The following is a 20,490-nucleotide window of genomic DNA, read 5'->3' on the forward strand; positions in this document are numbered from 1 at the left end:
AATAAAAGGGAGAATAATTTAATGTTCTCCAAAAATCTTTTTTTTATTCATTTTTAGCAAATTCCACTTCAAATGCTATGACAGGATATTCTAATTCAAAGTTTGTTAATACTTCCGGATGTATTTCTCCAAAGTATCCCTTGAATGTGAATGGTGTGTTATCATTTAATGGTTTTGTTGTGAATTCTGCACATCTGCCCTGTATGAATGTTGGATTATCAGAGTCAGCTAATTCCATTTCAAATCCCATGTTAGCTACAAATGATTCTACTATTGATTTTATTGTTGTAAAGTTTGCCTCGGATGATATCTGTGCTGCTGCAAGTTTTTTAACTGTGACCATTTGTGTTTCCTGTTCTGGGTCCAGGTATGCAACATCACCTATCTCGAATATTTTCTGTGGTAATTCCTCGTGTTTGTTATCCTCTAAAAATTCCAGTAGACTATTTATTAATGATTTTCTTATCATTGTTCTGTCTTGTGTGATTGGCTGTGCTACTGTTACTCTGTCTTCTTCCACTTCTTTTCTTAGTTTTGTGTAGTGTTGTTCTTCACTTGTTAACATTAAGCTTTTTATTTCTGTGAATGATAATCCTATCATTACTTGTTCTATTATTTGGTCAAACTGTCTTTTAGGGTCTGGATTTGCTATGGTTGCAAAGTCTGGTAGTTCAGCTGGTAATTCATTGAATCCGTATCCTAGTGCTATGTTTTCTATTATGTCTACTTCGTGTAGTATGTCTATCCTGTATCTTGGCACTGTTACTCTTACTGTGTTTTCATCTATTTTCTCTGCATTGAATCTGGTTCTTTCTAGTGTTTCTACTATTTTATCTGATGTTAGATCTATTCCTATGTATTCTTCTGCTGTTTTAGTATGTACATCTATTATTTTTGGTTCAAATTGTGGGTATGTTATGTTGTCCCTGTATGGATAGTTTACTTCTATTGTTTCTATTGTTGCTCCGTTTTCTGATAGGTTTGCTGCTATTATGTTTAGTGAGTTTGTTACTGCTGTTAGGTCTGTTCCTGTCACATCTATGAATAGGTTTTTTGTGTCTGTTGTTAGTTTTGTTAGGTCACTGTTTATGATTGGTGGCATTGACATTATGTTTCCTTTTCCATCGACTATTAATGGGTATTTGTCAAAGTCTTTTAGGAGTTTTGCATATTTTTCTCCTTTAGCATGTTTTTCTAGTATTTCGTTTAAGGTTAGGTTTTCTGTTGATTCTAATGGGATAAATTTTACTTCATCTGGATTTCCTGCTTTGTAATAAAATGGTCCTTCTACTTTATCGAAGTCGTGGATTCCTATTGCTACTTTTTTTCTGTCTCTTCCTATTACCCAGTGTAGGTGTTCCTGGAATTCCATTATGTTGACTAGTTCTGCATCGTCTATTTCTACATTTCTTATTATGCAACTTGCAACGTATGGTCTGATGTTTTCTAGTTCAGGGTCTACTGTTATTGTGTTATCTGATTCTTGTACGTTGTATTCTGGTATTCCTTTTTCTAGGTTCAGGTATCCTTTTAGTGATCTTACTATTCCTTCGATACTATAGTTGTCTGGACGGTTTGGGAAGAATTCTGCCTTGACTTCGGTATCATCGTATGATTCTACATCACTTGATATCATTGGTAGTATGTTTATTAGTTCGTCTTTTGGTAATTCTTCTCCTAATTGTTTGTATAATTCTTCATATGTAAAATTTATTACAGGCATTTTATTATCATCCTTTGTTTTATTTTTTTAGTTGTGAAATTGTATTATAATTATTTTAAGAAGTTTATGTGAAAAAAAATTAAATTTATTTTTTATTTTTGTGTGGAATCAAGTGTTTTCTTTTACATTGCTAGTATTATCATAAAGAATATTGATTCTATCACAAAGTGTAGTGATCTGTGTTGGAGCCACGTCATCTCTAGGTTAAAGTAGTTGTGGTATAAGTCTATTACTAGGTGTATTGCTCCTGCCAGTATTCCTATTGTTGGTGACTGGAATACTAGTGTTAGTATTATTACATGAAATATTGCTTCTAATACTTCGTGTGTTATCCATGTTATGAATGATGATTGTACTATGTTGTATACCATTTCTCCAAAGATAATATAGAAATCTGAGAATGTGTGCCATATTATTCCGTGGAGTTCATCGGAACAAGCTAGTACTATTGCTATATAAAACCATTCTATGTTCATTGATTTCACCAAAAAGTTGTTAAAAATTTATACATTTTATTTGTTCAACTTTTATATTATATTTATTTATATGTATTTCTTTTCTTATTATTTTTTTCTAATCTTTTTGTTTGTTTACTGATAAACTTACTATACTATTTTTATTAATTTATGACTATATGTGAAAATAACGATATACTTTTCTAAATAATTAAGTCATCATATGTTCTTTAACAATGTGAAATTTATATATATCATAGAACTATATTATAATTATTAAATAAGAAAAAGAATAATTAAATAAATAAAATAATAAAAAAATATTTTTAATTAAAACGAAATTAATTAATAAGTAATAAAATAGGAGGAAATAATCATGAAACCACCATGTGAAATAGTCGTATGGTATGTTATACCATCAATAAGATCAAAATTAGCTAAAGAACTATTAAATTTAGGAATGAAACAAAAAGACATTTCTGAGTTATTAGATATTACCCAGCCAGCTGTATCACAATACATCAGTGACAAACGTGGACATGAAATAGATTTCGCACCAGAAGTAGAACAATACATTAAAGACATGGCAAAAGACATGAAAAATGGTGATCTACAACCTATAGACTTAATACCAAGATTCTGTCATGTATGTAAAACCATCAAAACACAGGAAGTTTTATGTCAATTACATAAAGAAAAAGTTAACATTCCTGAACACTGTAATGTATGTATGGGTAGCTTATCCAATAGAACTGCAGATGAATTAAGAGAATAATCTTAATAAATTTTCAGTATTTTCTTTTTTTTAAAAATTAAAAATTTTATGAAATCATTTTTTTTTATACTAGAATAATACAGTTTGTTTAGAATCTCTTAGTAGTAAACGTTTATTCTTGGATTGTGTTATCTTATCTTTTTCTGTGATTTTACCTAACAAGAGTGGTGACTCTGGATTATGTAATTTATAGTTATTTTTTGCTAATCTCTGATTTCTGTTAGCATAACAGTATTTACATTGATTAGGACAGGTATTATATGCTCCAAAGTCATGTGTTGGAACACATCTGCAGCCGTCTCTTAGTCCGGTATGCTTAATTTTTCTGAATTTTATGTTATTAGCCTCTTCTAGTATCTTTGTTGTTACACATGCACTATTTCTGATTCCATACTTAGTTAAATCTTCATTAATTAAACAGGTTTGTATAGGTATACTGTACTTATTTGCTATTTTTCCTAAGTGCTTTATTATATATTGAGTATCTTCCCTTGTAAATGGTATTATCTCTGGCATGTTTATTTTTACTTTCCTGTACATGTCAACAAAACTAAAGATTGAATAATTAATATAATTGTTTATTTCTGAGGCAATATATTCAAATGTCTCCAGGTGGTCATCTATTGTATAGTTGTCTGTTATTAGTATTGGATCATATCTCCATGCTATCCTTTCTTTTCCTATTATCTCTGATAATTCTGTTAATGTTTCTATGCTTTCATCTATGCTTGGTACGTTGGGCTCTACGTCTTTTCCATAGGCTGTGATAGTGTACTGACATAGTATATTATAATTTTTGTTTATCTTGTCTATGTGGTCCAGGAGTGGTTTGTAGTTTTTTGAGCAGAATATCATTGCATCAACTTGTTCTGGTCTTAGGTCAAACTTTGATACTTGGTGCTTGTCGTATGGATTTCTTGAGTAAACATATCCCTCTTTCAGTCTATTAAGTAGCCATGGCGTGTAGTAGTTTACTATGTCTGTTCTTATACTTACGTTATATATCATGTTTTGACCAGCTGTTTTTCTCGGTTATTAATTGTTTTGTTATATTTTTTTATAAATGTTATTTTCTATTATATCAATAATTTTATAACAATGTTAAAAATATTTAATAAGAACTAAAAACTAATAAAATATTATGACACTATTTACAACGAAAACTCTGCAAAAAACATTAACTCCACAAGAGATATTAGCAGGAAACTTTGGATTAGAAAAAGAGGGACTACGTATAACCAAAGAAGGAAAACTAGCAACACCACCTCATCCACAAATATTCGGAAAAAAACTCGAAAACCCATACATAACAACAGATTTCTCAGAAAGCCAAGTAGAAATAGTCACACCAACATACGACACAATAGACAAGGCATACTACAATATATCCTTCCTAGTAGACATAGTAAACACAAACATACCCGACGATGAATACATATGGAACAACTCACTGCCATGCATACTACCACCACCAGAAGAAATACCGATAGCAAAATACGATAAAACCAACAAAGCAGGAAAACAGGCAGAAGAATACAGAAAACAACTATCAAAAAAATATGGAACAAAAAAACAACTAATATCCGGTATACACTACAACTTCTCATTCAAAGAAGAAACAATAGAAAAACTATACAAAAACACGACACACAACTACACCTACCGTGAATTCAAAGACCAATTATACCTGAAAATAACAAGAAACTACCTGAGATACAGATGGCTAATAATATACCTAACAGGATGCTCAGTAGGAGCACATAAAACATTCACCAAACAATGTCTCAGTCTACTAGAAAAGGAAGACGGAAACGACGGATACTACAGTACAAAAGGACCATCATTCAGAAATGGTACAAGCGGATATAAAAACATAGAACACCTCTACCCACGCTATGATACAGTGAAAAACTTCCTTGATGATGTAAACAGATTTATAGATAATGGAAAACTATCAGAAGCCAAGGAATTATACACTCAAATCAGACTAAAACCAAAAGATAAAAACAACATGATACAATCATTAAGAGATGATGGTATACTATACATTGAAATAAGAACTGTAGATATTAACTCATTCGATAAATGTGGAATATCTAAAAAAGACATGCAATTCCTACATCTATTTATAATATATCTCTTAATTAAAGAAGAAACAGAATATGATAAATGGCAGGAAGAAGGAGTATACAATGAAGAAAAAATAGCAGAGCAGGGATATAATCCACATACAGTACTACTAAAAAATGGCCAGGAAACAAATCTGAAAGAATGGGGACAAGAAATAGTCAATGAAATGAAGGAAATGAATAAAGAGTTAAACCTACAGAAAGAAGAACTAATTAATATGGCTGAGGTAAAAATAAATGATTTCTCAAAAACTCATGGAAAAGAATTAGTAAATATTATACAGAACAAGGGATTTATAAACAGTCAGATATCAATAGCTAAAAATAATAAGGAAACAAGTATTGACATGATTGACGAGGAATATATAAGAAATAATAAAAACCTAAAAGAAACATATGTCAAAGCATTACCTGGAAGATTCAAATACATATCCTCCCAGTAAATACTTCTTTTAACCATCAATTATCCGAATAATTATAGTAAAATATTCTATAATAGATACTACTACTTTTAAATAAACAAGTCTCTAACTATAAAATAAGAAATTATAAATAATCCATGTACATACAACACTCTATTTTTATTAGAATTCATATTATGAAAAAAATAAATAACTACAATTCAATAGATAATTAATATATAACAATATTATATTACACTTACAAAAAAAATTAAATACAATACAACGGAGAAAAAGATAAAATGAAAAAAGATATAAACGACTCAAACTGGATAAGACCAATGCCAAACGCACTAGTATCCTGTAAAAGCAAAGATGGAAAAGAAAATGCACTAGCAATAGGATTCATATCAAACGCGGGAACAGATCCACTACTAATAATGGTAGCAGTAAGACCATCCCGTTACTCAAACAAGGTAATAAGAGAAACAAAAAACTTCGTAGTAAACCTACCAACAAAAGACTACCAGGAAGAATTCAGCTACCTAGGCAGTGCATCCGGATTTGATGAAGATAAACTGGAAAAGATTAACACAGAAAAAGCAGATATCGTTGATTCACCAATACTCAGTGACTGTCCAATCAACTATGAATGCACATTAACAGATATATACTCACCAGGTAGTCATGACTTATTCATAGGAAAAGTAGAAAAAGTACACTGTGATGAAGAATACTTAAACGATGACGGAACAGTAAACTGGGATAAAATAAATCTATTATAACATTACTGGAGGAAAATAAAATGAAAAAAGATGCTATAATTGATAAATCAAGAATTGAACCAAAACCTAACACAATCATATCCTGCCGTAAAGATGATGTAGATAATGCATTAGCAGTAGGATTTGCATCCAATGCAAGTCTAGAACCAGCAATGGTAATGGTAGGAATTGTACCAACAAGATACTCATATCATATGATAAAAGATACAGGAAAATTTGTAGTTAACATACCTGGCAAAGACTTTGCTGATGAATTCAAGTATCTTGGAACAGTATCACGCAGAGATGAAGATAAACTAGCAAATATTAACACTGCTGATGGTGATGTTGTAGATGCACCTATTTTAACAGACTGTCCTGTTAACTTTGAATGTACTGTTGTTACTTCCGTAAAACCAGAGAATGGTACTCATGAATTATTCATTGGTAAAGTAGAGAAAGTACACTGTGATGAGGAATACCTCGAAGAGGGTATAATTCAGTGGGATAAAATAGACTTATTATAATTTCTCCCCATCATATAACCTTTTTTTTAACTTCTTTTATCTAGATTATAAATACATCCTAATTTTATAATACTTTAAATGAAAAAAAAGTAGGGTGGTTATTTTAATACATTAACTTTTAACAGTATATGTATATTATATTCTGTTTAGAAATCTGTTTCTGTTTCTGCTAGTGTTTTCCATTTCTGGTCTTTTTCTGATAATATCAATTCATCAATATCATCCATAGGCCATTCGATTCCTATTTCTGGGTCATCCCATTTAATTCCGCCTTCATCTCCAGGGTTATAGAAATCTGTACATTTGTATGTGAATTCTGCTATATCGGATAATACTAAAAATCCGTGTGCGAAGCCTTCAGGGATGTAGAATTGTTTTTTGTTTTCCTCTGATAGGATTACTCCTTCCCATTTTCCATATGTTGGGGAATCTTTTCGGAGGTCTACTGCTACATCAAATACTTCTCCTTTTATTACTCTTACCAGTTTTCCTTGTGGTTGTGTGTATTGGAAGTGTAGTCCTCTGAGTACTCCTTTCTTTGAGCGTGACTGGTTGTCCTGCACAAAGTTAAATTCTAGTCCTGCCTCGTCAAATAGGTCTTTTTGGTATGTTTCCATGAAGTATCCTCTTTCATCACCAAATACCTGGTTTTCAATTATGTATACTCCTTCAATTGATGTTTTGTTAAATGTGAATTGTGCCATAATTATCTGTTCCTCATATTTTTGGTTATTATATGTTTTATCATTTTTGTGTTATACTTCTTATTAGTACAATTTTAATTGTATGGTTAATAAGTGATAGTTAACTCTTTTATTAAAGTATTCTTTATTTTTTTTAATTAAATATTAATATATTATTAAATATAGATTAATATTACTTAACGAATTAATCATAAGATAAAACAACAAAGAGAGGTGTTATGATGAAAGTTGTTATTCTAGCTGGAGGATTCGGAACAAGAATATCAGAGGAATCACATTTAAAACCTAAACCGATGATTGAAATTGGTGAAAAACCTATACTTTGGCATATTATGAAAATATATTCATACTACGGATTCAATGAATTCATCATATGTTTAGGATACAAGGGACATATGATTAAGGAATTCTTCGCAGATTACTATCTACACACATCAGACGTTACATTCGATTTATCAAAAAATGAAATGACAGTACACAACAATTACTCAGAACCATGGAAAGTCACACTAGTAGACACAGGATTAAATACCATGACTGGTGGTAGAATAAAAAGAATAAGAGAATATTTACCAGATGATGAACCATTCATGCTAACATATGGAGACGGGGTATGTGACGTAAACTTGCAGGACCTACTGGAATTCCATAAAAAACATGGAAAACTAGCAACAATAACCGCAGTGAACCTGGCAGGACGATTCGGAGTACTGACAATAGACGAAGACGAGACAATCACACAATTCTCCGAGAAAACAAAAGAAGATGGTGGATGGATAAATGGTGGATTCATGGTAATGCAGCCAGAAGTAATAGACTACATAAAGGATGACACAACAGTATTTGAAAAAGATCCACTGGAAAATCTAGCACATGATGGTGAACTAAAATCATACAAACATCATGGATTCTGGAAATGTATGGATACAAAAAGAGACCATGACGCACTGGAAAAACTATGGCAAGAAGATAAAGCTCCATGGTATATATGGAAGGAATAAATCAGTATTATGGTGATATAATGCATGAATTTTATAAAGATAAAAAAGTATTAGTTACAGGTCACACAGGATTTAAAGGCTCCTGGATTTCAGAATGCCTGGCTAATATGGATGCAGATGTAGTGGGTTACTCCCTTAATCCACCTACAGAACCTAATCTTTATAATTTATTAGATCTTAATTCAAGAATAACATCTATAATAGGAGACATACGGGATATTGACAATCTGAAAAAGGTCTTCAATGAATATGAACCGGAAATTGTTATTCACATGGCAGCTCAGCCAATCGTCAGAGATAGCTACAAAGACCCATTATACACATATCAGACAAATGTCATGGGTACTGTCAATATCTGTGAATGCATAAGACAAACTGGTAGTGTAAAATCATTTCTGAATGTTACCACAGATAAGGTTTACGAAAATGTGGAAAAAGATGAAGGATATGTGGAAGATGATAAATTAGATGGCTATGACCCATATTCTAATAGTAAATCATGCTCAGAACTTGTTACACACTCATATAACAATTCATTCTTCAAAGATATAGGTATAGCTTGTTCGACAGCCCGTGCAGGTAATGTTATTGGTGGTGGTGATTTTGCTAATGATAGAATCATTCCAGACTGTGTGAGAGCAGTTGGTAGAAAAGAAGATATAATCATCAGAAATCCATACTCTATCAGGCCATATCAGCACGTTTTAGAGCCAATATTTATCTATTTAACAATAATGAAAGAACAATACAATAACAGTAAGTATGCAGGTTACTATAATATTGGGCCAGATACCAGTGATTGTATTACTACTGGTGAATTAGCAGATTTATTCTGTAAGTACTATAACAAGGATAATGATTTTAAAGTTAAATGGGTCAACAAATCAGATGACGGACCTCATGAAGCTAAGTTCCTGAAACTTGATAACAATAAAATTAAAGAAGTATTTAACTGGAAGCCTGTATGGAATATAGAAAAAGCGATAGAGAAAACAGTGAAATGGACAAAAGCTTATTATAATAATGATAACTTATTAGAAGTAACTCATGAACAAATGCATGAATACTGTCAAGAATTACATGGAGGTAATTAAAATATTTGAAAATAAAACAGAAGGAGAAGCACGGAAAAAAATACTGGAATTAGTAAAGGAATATACTGACAGATATCATAACCAGGAAAAGCCATTCAAGCAGGGAGATAGGATATCTTATGCTTCAAGGGTTTATGATCATGATGAAGTTATGAATCTAGTAGATAGTGCTCTTGAGTTTTGGTTAACCTCTGGAAGATATACTGAGGAATTTGAGAAAAAATTAGCAGAATATCTTGGTGTTACCTATTGTTCCTTTGTAAACTCTGGATCATCAGCTAATCTTCTTGCATTCATGTCATTAACTTCACCATTACTGGAGGAACGTCAGGTAAAACCTGGTGATGAAGTGATAACGGTAGCTGCAGGATTTCCTACAACAGTAGCTCCTATTATACAGTATGGTGCTGTACCAGTATTTGTTGATGTTACTATTCCACAGTATAATATTGATGCTGAACAAGTGGAAGAGGCCATAACTGATAAGACAAAGGCTATAATGGTTGCACATACTCTTGGTAATCCATTTAATCTGGAAAAAATTGTGAAAATATGTAAGAAGTATAATTTATGGTTAATTGAGGATAACTGTGATGCTCTTGGCAGTACTTATACAATTGATGGTAAAACAAAACTTACAGGTACAGTAGGTGATATTGGTACTAGTAGTTTTTATCCACCACATCATATGACTACTGGTGAGGGTGGTGCTATTTATACTAATAATCCCCTTCTTAATAGAATTGTAAGGTCCTTCAGGGATTGGGGTAGAGATTGTCAGTGTGCACCTGGCCAGGATAACTTCTGTGGAAATAGATTTACACAGAAATATGGTGAGTTACCTGTTGGATATGACCATAAATATGTTTACTCTCACTTTGGATATAATTTAAAGGCTACTGATATGCAGGCGGCTGTAGGATGTGCACAGCTAGATAAATTCCCATCATTTGTTGAGAGAAGAAAACAGAATTTCAAAATGTTATATGAGGGATTGAAGGATTTAGATGATAAACTAATACTTCCAGAGAAAGAGCCTAATTCAGATCCTAGCTGGTTCGGATTTATGATTACTGTCAAGGATAACTTAAACAGGAATGATATTGTTCAATATCTCGAAACTCATGGTGTTCAGACAAGAATGTTATTTGCGGGTAATCTTATTAAACATCCATGTTTTGACCAGATACGTGGCGATGATAGTAAATATCGTGTTATAGGTAATCTTGAAAATACTGATAAAATAATGAAAGATACCTTCTGGATTGGAGTATATCCTGGTATGACAAATGAAAAACTAGATTACATGATTAAATGTATAAAAGAAGCCATAAATCAATAAAAAAATAGATAGTTAATTATGGTAATGGTTAATTATTTTCTTTAAACCATTCCACTGTCTTTTTAATTCCTTCCTTGAAGGATGTTTCTATTCTAAAGTTAGTATCCTCTTCTAACTTTGATATATCACCCGTAAGATACATTACTTGATTAGGATTATAATCTCTTTTTCCAAATCCTAATTCATAATCAGGATTAATACAATCTTTTAAATCGATCAGATAATCCTTTAACCTTCTTTTTTTACCAGAGCATATTATATATGTTTGATTATTAACTCCATTTATTGCTATTTCATACAGTGCCTTTGCACAATCCCCTGAGTATATATAATCCCATACCTGGTCACCATTAGTTGTGTCAAATGGCTGATTATTTAATATTGCATTAATACAGGACCCTATGAGAGTTTTTTTATCTCCTGGTCCATATACACTTAAGATTCTAGTCCAGCAATGCTTGATATTTAATTCATCAGCATATAATCTGCTTAATTTTCCAGAAGTATATTTGGCTATTCCGTATGGTGTTACTGGATTAATACTAGTGTCCTCTGTTAAGGTTTCATTATGATTACCATATTCTGCCTGGGAACCTGTACCTACAAAGGATTTACATCCTAATAGTGATGCTAGTTTCACTGCATCCATGGTAATTTTTATATTATCTATCTGTGAATAGATGTCATTACGATAATTTCCATAGGTTCCCCTCCATCCTAGGTGGAAGAATATATCTGCCTGTTCTATCTTATCTTCCAGGCTACTTAGATTATTTAAATCACATTCTATGATTTTAACGTTAGAGTGCTGTGGAATATATTTTATCTTATCTGAATTAGGACGTGTGATAGCATATACAATATTTTCATTTTTCAATAAATTAATCAATGCTAATCCTATCATTCCTGTTGAACCTGTGATGACTATTTTCATATACTGCCACCCCCCCACCATCTTACTCATTTTTTAATAAGTCGATGTACATGTTTTCCTCTAATTCTTTTCTATCAAGGAATGGTTTCATATCTTCAAGCGGTGCAGATACCATTTTACCGTCAGGTAACTTTTTAGATGCAGATTTTGGTTCAAATGATTGTTCTGTATCAACAAATACCTCACAAATCATAGGAGTGCTTGCCTCTAATGTAGCTTTAATCACGTCACTTAAAGTATCTAATGAATCAGAGCTAATATATGGTATGTCAAATGCATAAGCAATCTTCTTCATTTCAGGGAAGCTTATGTCACCGCTATCAGGTCCTATTCCTACAAATGGTTTTTCAAAGAAGGAACGTTGTGTAATTCGTATTGACTGATATCCTTCATTATTTATTATAAATATCTTGATTGGCAAGTTAAGATGTGCAATTGTTTCTAGTTCCTGGATATTCATCTGAATACTTCCATCACCACATACACATATTATATTCTCCTCAACACCCAGACATGCTCCAATAGCTGCTGGTAAATCATAGCCCATTGATGCTACTCCGGAATTAACTACTAATCTCTGACCTTTCTTAAGCTTATATCCATGGATACATGCACATGCAGCTCCATTTCCTGCAACTATTTTATCATTCTCTTTCATATTTTCAGACAAGGTATCTAGAAATGCATAGACGTTGATTTTTTCTCTCTGTTCATATTTTGAATTATCACATACTGGATATTTATATTTCCATACATTACACTGTTTTACCCAGTCAGAGTAGTCAAAGGTATAATCATGATAATTATCATCAAGGTATTTGTTTAGTTTTGTTAAGAATTCCTTAATGTCTGATTGTATAGGCATATCTATTGTTAATGTTGGTTTTTTGATTTCATTCGGATCTATTTCTACCATTATCTTATAAGCTTCTCTTGCCCAGCTGTCATAAGCAAATGATACTTGTCTAGTACTAAGTCTACATCCTAGTGAAAATACGAGATCACTGTTTTGAACTGCAAAGTTTGCAGGTCTATCTCCAAATGAACCACCACATCCAACAGTTAACTCATTTTCATATTCTAGTGAATCAGTTGCATTCCATGCATTTACCACTGGAATATTTAATTTCTCAACTACACTAATAAACTCATCATAAGCACTGTTAGTTCTTATAGCACTTCCAGCATAAATTACTGGTCTTTTTGCTTCTATGATTTTATCTATTACCTTCTGTAATACTTCATCTGTCACTGGTTTACCAAGGTCTAACTCCAATTCATCCGGATTAAAGCTGATAAGGTCATCAGTATCTATTATTGCTCCCTGTATATCTAATGGCACATCTATCCAGCATGGTCCTGGCCTGCCTATCATTGCCAAATATAATGCTTTTTCAAGGCAGTATTTTATCTTGTTAGGGTCAGTCACCATTTCCGCATATTTTGTCATTGAATCTACTGTGGATACTATGTCCCATTCCTGGTCCCCTAATTGTCTTAGGTCTAATCCTGTGCTAGCTACTGTCATCTCATATTTTACCTGTCCTGATATTACTAGCATTGGTATGGAATCCAGATAGGCTCCCAGTACGCCTGTTATTGCATTAGTTCCTCCGGGTCCTGTTGTTACACATACTGCCGGTAATTTGTTTGACATTCTATAGTAGCCTTCAGCTGCGATTGTACATGCTTGTTCATGATGATTGTGTATACAGTGTAGGTCTTTATTATGTCCAAATCCATCATTCAGATGCATCGCACCTCCACCTACAACTGTGAATAAGGTGGTTATATCATGTTCTACTAAAAATTGTGCTATGTAATCTGCTACTCTTATCTTCATCTTTTGCCTCTGAAATATTATATTATTATATTGTTTTGTTATCTTTGTACTCTTCCTGTACCATTACCTTTACTAAGATTTTCTACTTCTTCAACTGTGACTATGTTAAAGTCTCCTTCAATGGAATGTTTTAAACAGCTTGCCGCCGTTGCAAATTCTAGTGAATCCTGTAGTGACATTTTCTGTAGGATTCCGTAGATTAATCCTGCTGCAAAACTATCTCCTCCACCTACACGGTCTACTATGTGAATGGAGTATTCTTTTGGCTGATATATTTTTGCACCGTCATATAGTATTGATGTGAATTTATTATCACTTGCTGATATGGATGTTCTTAGTGTGCATGCTACTATTTTACAGCCAAATTTATCATGTATCTGTTTTGCTACACTTTCATATCCCTGATAGTTTATTTTTCCTTTTTCTACGTCAGTATTTTCAGCTTTTATTCCAAATACTTTATCTATATCTTCCTCGTTAGCTATGCATACATCTACGTATGGCATGATTTCTGTCATTATCTTATTTGCCTCTGTAGTTGTCCATAGTTTTGAACGGTAATTAAGGTCACAGCTTACTGTGACGTTATGTTGTTTTGCTTTTTTACATGCGGTGATACATATCTGGGATAATTGCTTGCTTAATGCTGGCGTTATTCCTGAGAAATGGAACCATTCTGCATCGTTAAATATTTCATCCCAGTTAAAATCAGTTGGTTTTGCCTGTGATATTGAGGAGTATGCTCTGTCATATATTACTTTGGATGGTCTTTGACTTGCACCTTTTTCCATGTAGTATATTCCCAGACGTTCTCCTCCACGTACTATACTATTTGTATCTACATTGTATTGTCTTAATGTGTTTATAGCGGCTTGTCCTATTTCATTAGACGGTATTTTTGTTATGAATACTGAGTTTATTCCATAATTAGCTAATGAGATAGCTACGTTTGCTTCGCTTCCACCATAATTTACATCAAATTTATTTGCTTGGAGAAATCTGTAATAGCCCTCGGGGGATAATCTTAGCATTATTTCTCCAAATGTCACTACTTTATTCATATAATCACTATAATTCTACATCAACTCTGCTTTTAAGGTCATCGAATCTTTGTTTGTCTTCATCTACTATTGACTGGTAATAGTTTAGCTTGTTTTTCAGGTATAGGTATTCGAATGTTATTGCTGTGTCAATTGCTTCTGAGTAATTTCCGTTGAGTTTTTCTATGTCAAATACTATTTTTCTTGTTTCAAATCTATCTATTTTATCTTCTAGTTCTTTGATGAAATCTATACTTTTTACTGATATTGTTCCTCCGAATGCTGAGTTAAATCCGTAATCATTTGATTTGTCAATTATGTTTGTACAATATTCCATCATTTGTTTACCGTTAATATCTAATTTTGGTATGTTGCATGATTTTGAGAAGTCACTTCTTCCAATTACTACTGTGTTTAGAAAATCCTGGTTTTCTTTGAATATGTCATCCATATTGTTGTATGCTGTGATTGTTTCTAGATTTATTATTTTGTCTATTGTTCCATCGGATTTTGAGGGGAATACTTTGTTAAATGCTCCTCTGAATTTTGAAGCTGCGAATGCTGTTTCTATCATTGGTGCCATTATTCCGTCTGCTCCAAATATTTTACAATCGTCTAAATCACGTACGGCTTCACATCCTCCTATTTTGATGTACATTTTTAAGCCTGATTTGGATATGATGTCGCGTAGTTTTGTTAGTTCATCTTTTCTTGATCCTTCTGTTTCAAATTCAGATTTTACTGCTATTACTCCGTAATCTTTCTTTAATGTCTTCAATATTTCAATCATTTGTTTCTCTGTATCATTCATGAAAACACTCCACCGTTATTCAAATATTAAAAATGAAAGATTATTCTAAAAATAGAATAAAAATTCTTATAATAATATATATTACCACTGAATTTATTAAAATTAACTTAATTTTTAATTTTATTAAACAAAAATTAATAAATAATTATTCTAAATATAAATATTAATAAAAAAATGGAACGATAATAATGTTAGAAGACCTATTAGAATTAATACTAATCACATACAACAGAGATTCCTATTTAGATAAAACATTAGAACAATTATTAGATAGCCCATTCAAAAACTGTAAAATAACAATACTAGATAATTGCTCACCAGATAACACCCAGGAAATATGTAAAAAATACGTAGGTAAATTTCCAAACATGATAATAAAACGTCATAACATTAATATCGGGGGAAATGCTAATATACTACGAGCTGTTGAAACATCCACATCCTATTACACATGGATTGTAGGAGATAATGATGATTATGATTTCACAGTTACAGATGATGTGATAGAAGCCATTGAATCTAAAAAATATGATATCATAGATATATGCTCACCAATGCTACCGACAACACCAGAAAATCCGTCAGACGAATCATTAAATCAATTACTAGACAAGAAGAATAAAATTGAAGGAACTGATAAGACAAGCACCCGTGAAATATACACACAGGAATTAATTGACATAATGCAGGGAAACTTCTTCATGGACATGGCATTCATCTCTGGATACATCTACAGAACAAGTATTTATGATACTGAAGCAATGATACATGGATATGATAATATTCCAAACTTCTTCCCGCACTTCGTGTTAATTAATAAGGCAGTTGAAAATAATTATTTCATATATAAATCAGAAAGAGATCTTGTTATTCAACGTGAAAATCCACAGAATGATTCATTCACGTACACATTCACCAAGTTCTATGACGGATGGCTAAACTCAGCATTAATGATAAAAGATTCAAAGTATAGAAAGATTTGTTATCAAAATCTGGATAATCATTCACTAACCACAAACAATTACCTGATAGTATTACCTGTTGCTGTAATGGTAGATAAAGCCACAGGTCGACCTGACATTAAAAATAATCTCATATCACTAATAGCAGTATTATATAAACATAGCGGATGGATTAAGGGATTTTTCATATCATTATTATTATTACTGGTTTATGTAGTTCCTAGTGGAATATATAAACGATTATATGAACCAATGTATAACAGAGAACAGGAAAAATTAAAAAACAAGTAGAAAATGTTAGTTAAGTTATAGTAAAAAAAACTTTAAAAACATTATTTTAGGAAATTAGTCTATTATTATACTATGGCTAAATATAACACAGAATAATTCAAAATAATGTTCCCTGTTAATGTTTTTTTATAAAACTCAAAAGGTGTTTTTATATATAAAACTTATGTATTTGTCTGTATAGGTAACAGACAATAAAAAATCTTAAAATTTTTATATATATAAGTTACCCTAATTTCCTCAAAATATCGCTTATTTTTTAAAATAAAGTAATTACCTATTTAAAAAAAATGATATTAGTATACTTTTTGAAAATAAATCAGATATCATAGAATACTAATAAAATATTCTTAATTATAATTTTTATATAACTATTTGGAAAATTAAAGAATACTTAACCTAAAAATAGATAATATTTATATTATGTTACTATAAATATGAAGTATGTATTTATTATTTATTAAAAATCTACTGTTATAGTAGATATAAAGGAATATAGGACTAAGTTAAAATGAAATTTTGTATGATTTTAGAATCATTTTCACCTAACTCAAAAAATGGTGGAAATTTTCGATGTTGTGAACTAAGTAAAAACTTAGTAAAGCTTGGACATGATGTTGACATAATTTCAATGAAAAGCGAGGATAATGATGCTGAACATGAAGTATTGAATGGTGTTCACATATACCGTATAGGTCCAAAAATGAAACAATCAGAAAATATAGTTAAATACACTGTTTTAAACTATGTGAAATCAATTCTATTATGGATAAGAAAACATGATTATGACATAATAGATATTCAGTCACGTTCATCATCAATATATACAACACTAGTATCTAAATTAAGCCATACACCAGTAATAGGCACAGTATACGAATTAAATAATGATGATACAGAAACATTCAACAATTTTGTTAACAAAGTATCAATTAAAAAGTATGATAAAGTATTAACAACTAATGAATCCACTAAAAATGAATTAGTAAACAAATATGATGTCAATCCAGATAAGATAGCATTAATGTCTATAGGTGTAAATCTTAATAATATTGATAAAATTAAATGCAAGACAAAAAATCATGATAGAATATTGTATGTAGGTACTCTGACAGCATATAAAAATATAGATCATCTGCTAACAATAATATGTCATCTAAAAGAAGTTCAGCCAGGTATTAAACTTGTAATTATAGGTGACGGACCTGAAAAAGAACATCTGGAAGAGATTATTAGGACAAATAATATTCAGAATCATGTTGAATTTATAGACAATGTAAGCCAGGAAGAACTAATCTATCAGATGAAGCTTGCAAATCTTCTAGTATTACCATCAACACATGAGAAATTTGGAATATTGTCTACAACAGCTAATGCTTGTTACACACCGACAATAGCATATAAATCCAAGGGAATTAAAGAAGTTATAAAAGATAAAAAGACAGGATATCTTGTTAAACCTGAAAATATTGAAGAATTAGAAGAGAAAATACGATATGTTCTAGAAAATGATGATGTTAACAAGACACTACGTAGACAAGCAAGAGAATATATTGAAAGCAAGAACAATTGGGATGATATAACATTATCCTACATAAATATGGCATCAAAGCTTGTTAACTGCTCAAAACTATAAGGAAGTTAGTAGTATGAAAGTTGTGGGAATTGTAGGAAGTCCTAGAAGTAAGGGTAACACCGAATTTCTAGTACAGACAGCACTTAACAGAATAGCCAGTGAAGGTATAGAAACTAAATTAATCACATTACATGATAAAGATATTAACTTCTGCAGGGGATGTGATGCCTGTAAGAAGACTGATAAATGTGTCATTGATGATGACATGATTGATATTGCAGAAATTGTCAGAGATGCTGACGGTATTATTATGAGTAGTCCTGTATACTTCGGGGATATGACTGGACTTGCTAAGACATTTATTGACAGATTACGTCCACTACGTAATAATCATGCATTGAAGAATACTGTTTGCGGTGCTATCAGTACTGGCGGATTCCGTAACGGCGGTCAGGAGAGTACTATTGCATCTATTCATGATTTCTTCCTGATACAGGGTGCTATTATTATTGGAGATAACAGGCCTACTGCTCATTATGGTGGTACTGGTGCCGGAAATACCAGTGCGGATGATGTGGGTATTGAAACATCTGTAAATCTTGCTACTAGAATGGTTGATGTTCTAAGACTGGTGAATGAATAATTATTTAACTTGTGAATTTAGTCCCATCTTATTTTTTTATTAAATTTTTTTGGAATTTTTTTTGATTACCTGTGTATATAATTCTGTTTCTAAGTGATAAATTCAAGTTATTTTTAAAAAATATAAAAAGAACTTTCTATATAAATATAACATAACATTTTAAATAAAATTATTAAAGGAAATAAAACAGGTCAATAACAAAATGAACAAAGAAAACATACCTCCGATAACATCTAAAATTTACATTATACTATCCTGTTACAATGAAGAAAAAACTCTTGAAAAAGTAACCTCCGAACTTGTTGAACGTGGATTTTACGTATTAATAATAGATGACGGATCAATGGATAATAGTCCGGTAATAGCACGTAAATTAGTAAGAAAATATCGTGGAAAAGTATGGCATTACAGACATGCTATTAATATTGGACTTGGCGGTGCTATTCAAACAGGAATTAAAGCAGCCTTAAGTAAAGATGCAGATATCATAATCACATTTGATGCTGACGGCCAGCATAATCCGGATGATCTTTATAATATGTATCCACCATTACAAAATCATGAGGCGGATGTTGTAATCGGTGCAAGAGATTTTGAAGACATGCCATCAGGAAGAAAATTTGGTAACACAGTAATGAATCATATAACATTTCTATTCCAGGGAAAGATGGTAACAGATTCACAGTCAGGACTAAGAGCATTCACAGCAGATGCAGCACGTAAACTACAGTTAAAATCACCGCAATATGGTGTTTCATCAGAAATTATCGGTGAAATAAAAAGAAGAAATCTAAAACTGCTAGAAGTACCAATGACAACAATATATGATAAAAGAACCATAGAAAAAGGAACAAATACCCTTGTAGGTATAAAGATTTTACTAGAATTCCTAAATGAAACAATAAAATAGGAGTAGGACACTTTGTTTACATATCAAATAATTATAATAATAATAAGCCTTCTTGCCATGTTTCTGATAACTAGGAGATTTCAAAAAGATACTCTTAACCTTGGAATGTATCTGCTATGGCTAGCAATATGGATACTGGTAATAATAGCAGCAGTATTCCCAGAGATAAGTATACATCTAGCTAGTATCTTTGGATTAGGAAGAGGTCTTGATGTATTATATATTACAGCGATAATTATACTGTTTTACCTATTATTTAAACTATTTAATAGAATAGAAGACCAGAAAAAACGTATAAATAAGCTTGTAAGTGAATTAGCCCTACAAGAACATGAAAACGATGAAGATGATGAATAATATACCAATACTTCCCTCCCCCCACTCACTATTTTTTTTAAAGATAAATTTAATAATTTAATCCAACTAATTAAATAAAATCATTTAAACTACATAACTAATTCTAAAATCATAATATTAAAAAAGATTAATTTTAATATAATAAAAATCACATATAGATATAAATAGAATACAATGATATAATCTTAAAAAATATATCATTAGTTTAAGG

20 protein-coding genes are annotated in these 20,490 nt (G+C 31.5%); 12 read left to right on the plus strand and 8 right to left on the minus strand.

What is annotated here, in order from left to right; all coding sequences use genetic code 11:
• Positions 1 to 43: 43 nt before the first annotated feature.
• Both pheT and OTK55_RS07160 read right to left on the minus strand, forming a co-directional pair.
• Positions 44 to 1,723: a phenylalanine--tRNA ligase subunit beta gene (gene pheT, locus OTK55_RS07155; protein WP_274871490.1), complete on the minus strand. Its 1,680-nt coding sequence runs from the start codon at positions 1,721 to 1,723 to the stop codon at positions 44 to 46.
• Between the two features lie 122 nt (positions 1,724 to 1,845).
• Positions 1,846 to 2,199: a hypothetical protein gene (locus tag OTK55_RS07160; RefSeq protein ID WP_274871492.1), complete on the minus strand. Its 354-nt coding sequence runs from the start codon at positions 2,197 to 2,199 to the stop codon at positions 1,846 to 1,848.
• 355 nt (positions 2,200 to 2,554) lie between these two features.
• Between OTK55_RS07160 and OTK55_RS07165 the strand changes: the two genes are divergently transcribed.
• Entirely contained in the window at positions 2,555 to 2,953 is a 399-nt protein-coding gene (locus OTK55_RS07165; RefSeq protein ID WP_274871494.1) for a transcriptional regulator, read from the plus strand.
• Between the two features lie 69 nt (positions 2,954 to 3,022).
• Here the strand turns inward: OTK55_RS07165 and OTK55_RS07170 are convergent, their stop codons facing one another.
• Entirely contained in the window at positions 3,023 to 3,961 is a 939-nt protein-coding gene (locus OTK55_RS07170; RefSeq protein WP_274871496.1) for a DUF1848 domain-containing protein, read from the minus strand.
• A 133-nt stretch (positions 3,962 to 4,094) separates the two neighbouring features.
• Between OTK55_RS07170 and OTK55_RS07175 the strand changes: the two genes are divergently transcribed.
• The 3 genes from OTK55_RS07175 (at position 4,095) to OTK55_RS07185 (ending at position 6,774) form a co-directional block, all read left to right on the plus strand.
• On the plus strand, positions 4,095 to 5,525 hold the full coding sequence (locus OTK55_RS07175; protein ID WP_274871497.1) for a glutamate--cysteine ligase: 1,431 nt from the start codon (positions 4,095 to 4,097) through the stop codon (positions 5,523 to 5,525).
• Between the two features lie 260 nt (positions 5,526 to 5,785).
• On the plus strand, positions 5,786 to 6,268 hold the full coding sequence (locus OTK55_RS07180) for a flavin reductase family protein (protein ID WP_274871498.1): 483 nt from the start codon (positions 5,786 to 5,788) through the stop codon (positions 6,266 to 6,268).
• A 20-nt stretch (positions 6,269 to 6,288) separates the two neighbouring features.
• Entirely contained in the window at positions 6,289 to 6,774 is a 486-nt protein-coding gene (locus OTK55_RS07185) for a flavin reductase family protein (protein WP_274871500.1), read from the plus strand.
• Positions 6,775 to 6,920: 146 nt separating this feature from the next.
• On the opposite strand, the gene rfbC is transcribed toward OTK55_RS07185, so the two are convergent.
• Positions 6,921 to 7,478, minus strand: coding sequence for a dTDP-4-dehydrorhamnose 3,5-epimerase (gene rfbC, locus OTK55_RS07190; protein ID WP_274871501.1), 558 nt, complete (start codon positions 7,476 to 7,478; stop codon positions 6,921 to 6,923).
• Positions 7,479 to 7,699: 221 nt separating this feature from the next.
• Here rfbC and rfbF point away from each other — a divergent pair, with 221 nt between their 5' ends.
• The 3 genes from rfbF to rfbH are packed head-to-tail and all read left to right on the plus strand — an operon-like array spanning position 7,700 to position 10,915.
• Positions 7,700 to 8,479, plus strand: coding sequence for a glucose-1-phosphate cytidylyltransferase (gene rfbF / locus OTK55_RS07195; protein WP_274871502.1), 780 nt, complete (start codon positions 7,700 to 7,702; stop codon positions 8,477 to 8,479).
• Complete coding sequence (rfbG, locus tag OTK55_RS07200; protein WP_274871504.1) at positions 8,458 to 9,573, plus strand: CDP-glucose 4,6-dehydratase; 1,116 nt, start codon at positions 8,458 to 8,460, stop codon at positions 9,571 to 9,573. Before rfbF ends, rfbG begins: the two co-directional genes overlap by 22 nt.
• Positions 9,527 to 10,915 (plus strand): lipopolysaccharide biosynthesis protein RfbH, encoded by a 1,389-nt coding sequence (rfbH, locus tag OTK55_RS07205; protein ID WP_274871505.1) that lies wholly within the window; start codon positions 9,527 to 9,529, stop codon positions 10,913 to 10,915. The genes rfbG and rfbH overlap by 47 nt, the downstream gene beginning before the upstream one ends.
• 28 nt (positions 10,916 to 10,943) lie before the next feature.
• Here rfbH and OTK55_RS07210 read toward each other — a convergent pair whose 3' ends face one another.
• From OTK55_RS07210 to OTK55_RS07225, 4 genes are read right to left on the minus strand one after another with little or no spacing between them, the layout of a single operon-like run.
• Entirely contained in the window at positions 10,944 to 11,849 is a 906-nt protein-coding gene (locus OTK55_RS07210; RefSeq protein WP_274871506.1) for an NAD-dependent epimerase/dehydratase family protein, read from the minus strand.
• Positions 11,850 to 11,871: 22 nt separating this feature from the next.
• Positions 11,872 to 13,692 carry a thiamine pyrophosphate-binding protein gene (locus OTK55_RS07215; protein WP_274871507.1) on the minus strand — a complete coding sequence of 607 codons (1,821 nt, stop codon included), beginning with the start codon at positions 13,690 to 13,692 and terminating at the stop codon, positions 11,872 to 11,874.
• Positions 13,693 to 13,730: 38 nt separating this feature from the next.
• Positions 13,731 to 14,753: a sugar kinase gene (locus OTK55_RS07220; RefSeq protein ID WP_274871508.1), complete on the minus strand. Its 1,023-nt coding sequence runs from the start codon at positions 14,751 to 14,753 to the stop codon at positions 13,731 to 13,733.
• A gap of 7 nt (positions 14,754 to 14,760) precedes the next feature.
• Positions 14,761 to 15,543, minus strand: coding sequence for an aldolase/citrate lyase family protein (locus OTK55_RS07225; protein WP_274871509.1), 783 nt, complete (start codon positions 15,541 to 15,543; stop codon positions 14,761 to 14,763).
• A 188-nt stretch (positions 15,544 to 15,731) separates the two neighbouring features.
• Here OTK55_RS07225 and OTK55_RS07230 point away from each other — a divergent pair, with 188 nt between their 5' ends.
• From OTK55_RS07230 to OTK55_RS07250, 5 genes are all read left to right on the plus strand, one after another.
• Positions 15,732 to 16,796 carry a glycosyltransferase family 2 protein gene (locus tag OTK55_RS07230; protein WP_274871510.1) on the plus strand — a complete coding sequence of 355 codons (1,065 nt, stop codon included), beginning with the start codon at positions 15,732 to 15,734 and terminating at the stop codon, positions 16,794 to 16,796.
• Between the two features lie 520 nt (positions 16,797 to 17,316).
• Positions 17,317 to 18,429 (plus strand): glycosyltransferase family 4 protein, encoded by a 1,113-nt coding sequence (locus tag OTK55_RS07235; protein WP_274871511.1) that lies wholly within the window; start codon positions 17,317 to 17,319, stop codon positions 18,427 to 18,429.
• Between the two features lie 13 nt (positions 18,430 to 18,442).
• On the plus strand, positions 18,443 to 19,012 hold the full coding sequence (locus tag OTK55_RS07240; RefSeq protein ID WP_274871512.1) for a flavodoxin family protein: 570 nt from the start codon (positions 18,443 to 18,445) through the stop codon (positions 19,010 to 19,012).
• A gap of 202 nt (positions 19,013 to 19,214) precedes the next feature.
• Positions 19,215 to 19,922 carry a glycosyltransferase family 2 protein gene (locus OTK55_RS07245; RefSeq protein ID WP_274871513.1) on the plus strand — a complete coding sequence of 236 codons (708 nt, stop codon included), beginning with the start codon at positions 19,215 to 19,217 and terminating at the stop codon, positions 19,920 to 19,922.
• Between the two features lie 12 nt (positions 19,923 to 19,934).
• On the plus strand, positions 19,935 to 20,279 hold the full coding sequence (locus OTK55_RS07250; protein WP_274871514.1) for a DUF2304 domain-containing protein: 345 nt from the start codon (positions 19,935 to 19,937) through the stop codon (positions 20,277 to 20,279).
• Positions 20,280 to 20,490: the final 211 nt, after the last annotated feature.

Origin of the sequence: Candidatus Methanosphaera massiliense, from assembly GCF_028890305.1 — an archaeon.
GTDB classification, from domain to species: domain Archaea; phylum Methanobacteriota; class Methanobacteria; order Methanobacteriales; family Methanobacteriaceae; genus Methanosphaera; species Methanosphaera massiliense.

What these genes read in the sequence shown, in the direction of transcription:
- pheT (WP_274871490.1), bottom strand. Translation starts at nt 1,723, where the DNA reads ATGCCTGTAATAAATTTTACATATGAAGAATTATACAAACAATTAGGA.
- OTK55_RS07160 (WP_274871492.1), bottom strand. Translation starts at nt 2,199, where the DNA reads ATGAACATAGAATGGTTTTATATAGCAATAGTACTAGCTTGTTCCGAT.
- OTK55_RS07165 (WP_274871494.1), top strand. Translation starts at nt 2,555, where the DNA reads ATGAAACCACCATGTGAAATAGTCGTATGGTATGTTATACCATCAATA.
- OTK55_RS07170 (WP_274871496.1), bottom strand. Translation starts at nt 3,961, where the DNA reads ATGATATATAACGTAAGTATAAGAACAGACATAGTAAACTACTACACG.
- OTK55_RS07175 (WP_274871497.1), top strand. Translation starts at nt 4,095, where the DNA reads ATGACACTATTTACAACGAAAACTCTGCAAAAAACATTAACTCCACAA.
- OTK55_RS07180 (WP_274871498.1), top strand. Translation starts at nt 5,786, where the DNA reads ATGAAAAAAGATATAAACGACTCAAACTGGATAAGACCAATGCCAAAC.
- OTK55_RS07185 (WP_274871500.1), top strand. Translation starts at nt 6,289, where the DNA reads ATGAAAAAAGATGCTATAATTGATAAATCAAGAATTGAACCAAAACCT.
- rfbC (WP_274871501.1), bottom strand. Translation starts at nt 7,478, where the DNA reads ATGGCACAATTCACATTTAACAAAACATCAATTGAAGGAGTATACATA.
- rfbF (WP_274871502.1), top strand. Translation starts at nt 7,700, where the DNA reads ATGAAAGTTGTTATTCTAGCTGGAGGATTCGGAACAAGAATATCAGAG.
- rfbG (WP_274871504.1), top strand. Translation starts at nt 8,458, where the DNA reads ATGGTATATATGGAAGGAATAAATCAGTATTATGGTGATATAATGCAT.
- rfbH (WP_274871505.1), top strand. Translation starts at nt 9,527, where the DNA reads ATGAACAAATGCATGAATACTGTCAAGAATTACATGGAGGTAATTAAA.
- OTK55_RS07210 (WP_274871506.1), bottom strand. Translation starts at nt 11,849, where the DNA reads ATGAAAATAGTCATCACAGGTTCAACAGGAATGATAGGATTAGCATTG.
- OTK55_RS07215 (WP_274871507.1), bottom strand. Translation starts at nt 13,692, where the DNA reads ATGAAGATAAGAGTAGCAGATTACATAGCACAATTTTTAGTAGAACAT.
- OTK55_RS07220 (WP_274871508.1), bottom strand. Translation starts at nt 14,753, where the DNA reads ATGAATAAAGTAGTGACATTTGGAGAAATAATGCTAAGATTATCCCCC.
- OTK55_RS07225 (WP_274871509.1), bottom strand. Translation starts at nt 15,543, where the DNA reads ATGAATGATACAGAGAAACAAATGATTGAAATATTGAAGACATTAAAG.
- OTK55_RS07230 (WP_274871510.1), top strand. Translation starts at nt 15,732, where the DNA reads ATGTTAGAAGACCTATTAGAATTAATACTAATCACATACAACAGAGAT.
- OTK55_RS07235 (WP_274871511.1), top strand. Translation starts at nt 17,317, where the DNA reads ATGATTTTAGAATCATTTTCACCTAACTCAAAAAATGGTGGAAATTTT.
- OTK55_RS07240 (WP_274871512.1), top strand. Translation starts at nt 18,443, where the DNA reads ATGAAAGTTGTGGGAATTGTAGGAAGTCCTAGAAGTAAGGGTAACACC.
- OTK55_RS07245 (WP_274871513.1), top strand. Translation starts at nt 19,215, where the DNA reads ATGAACAAAGAAAACATACCTCCGATAACATCTAAAATTTACATTATA.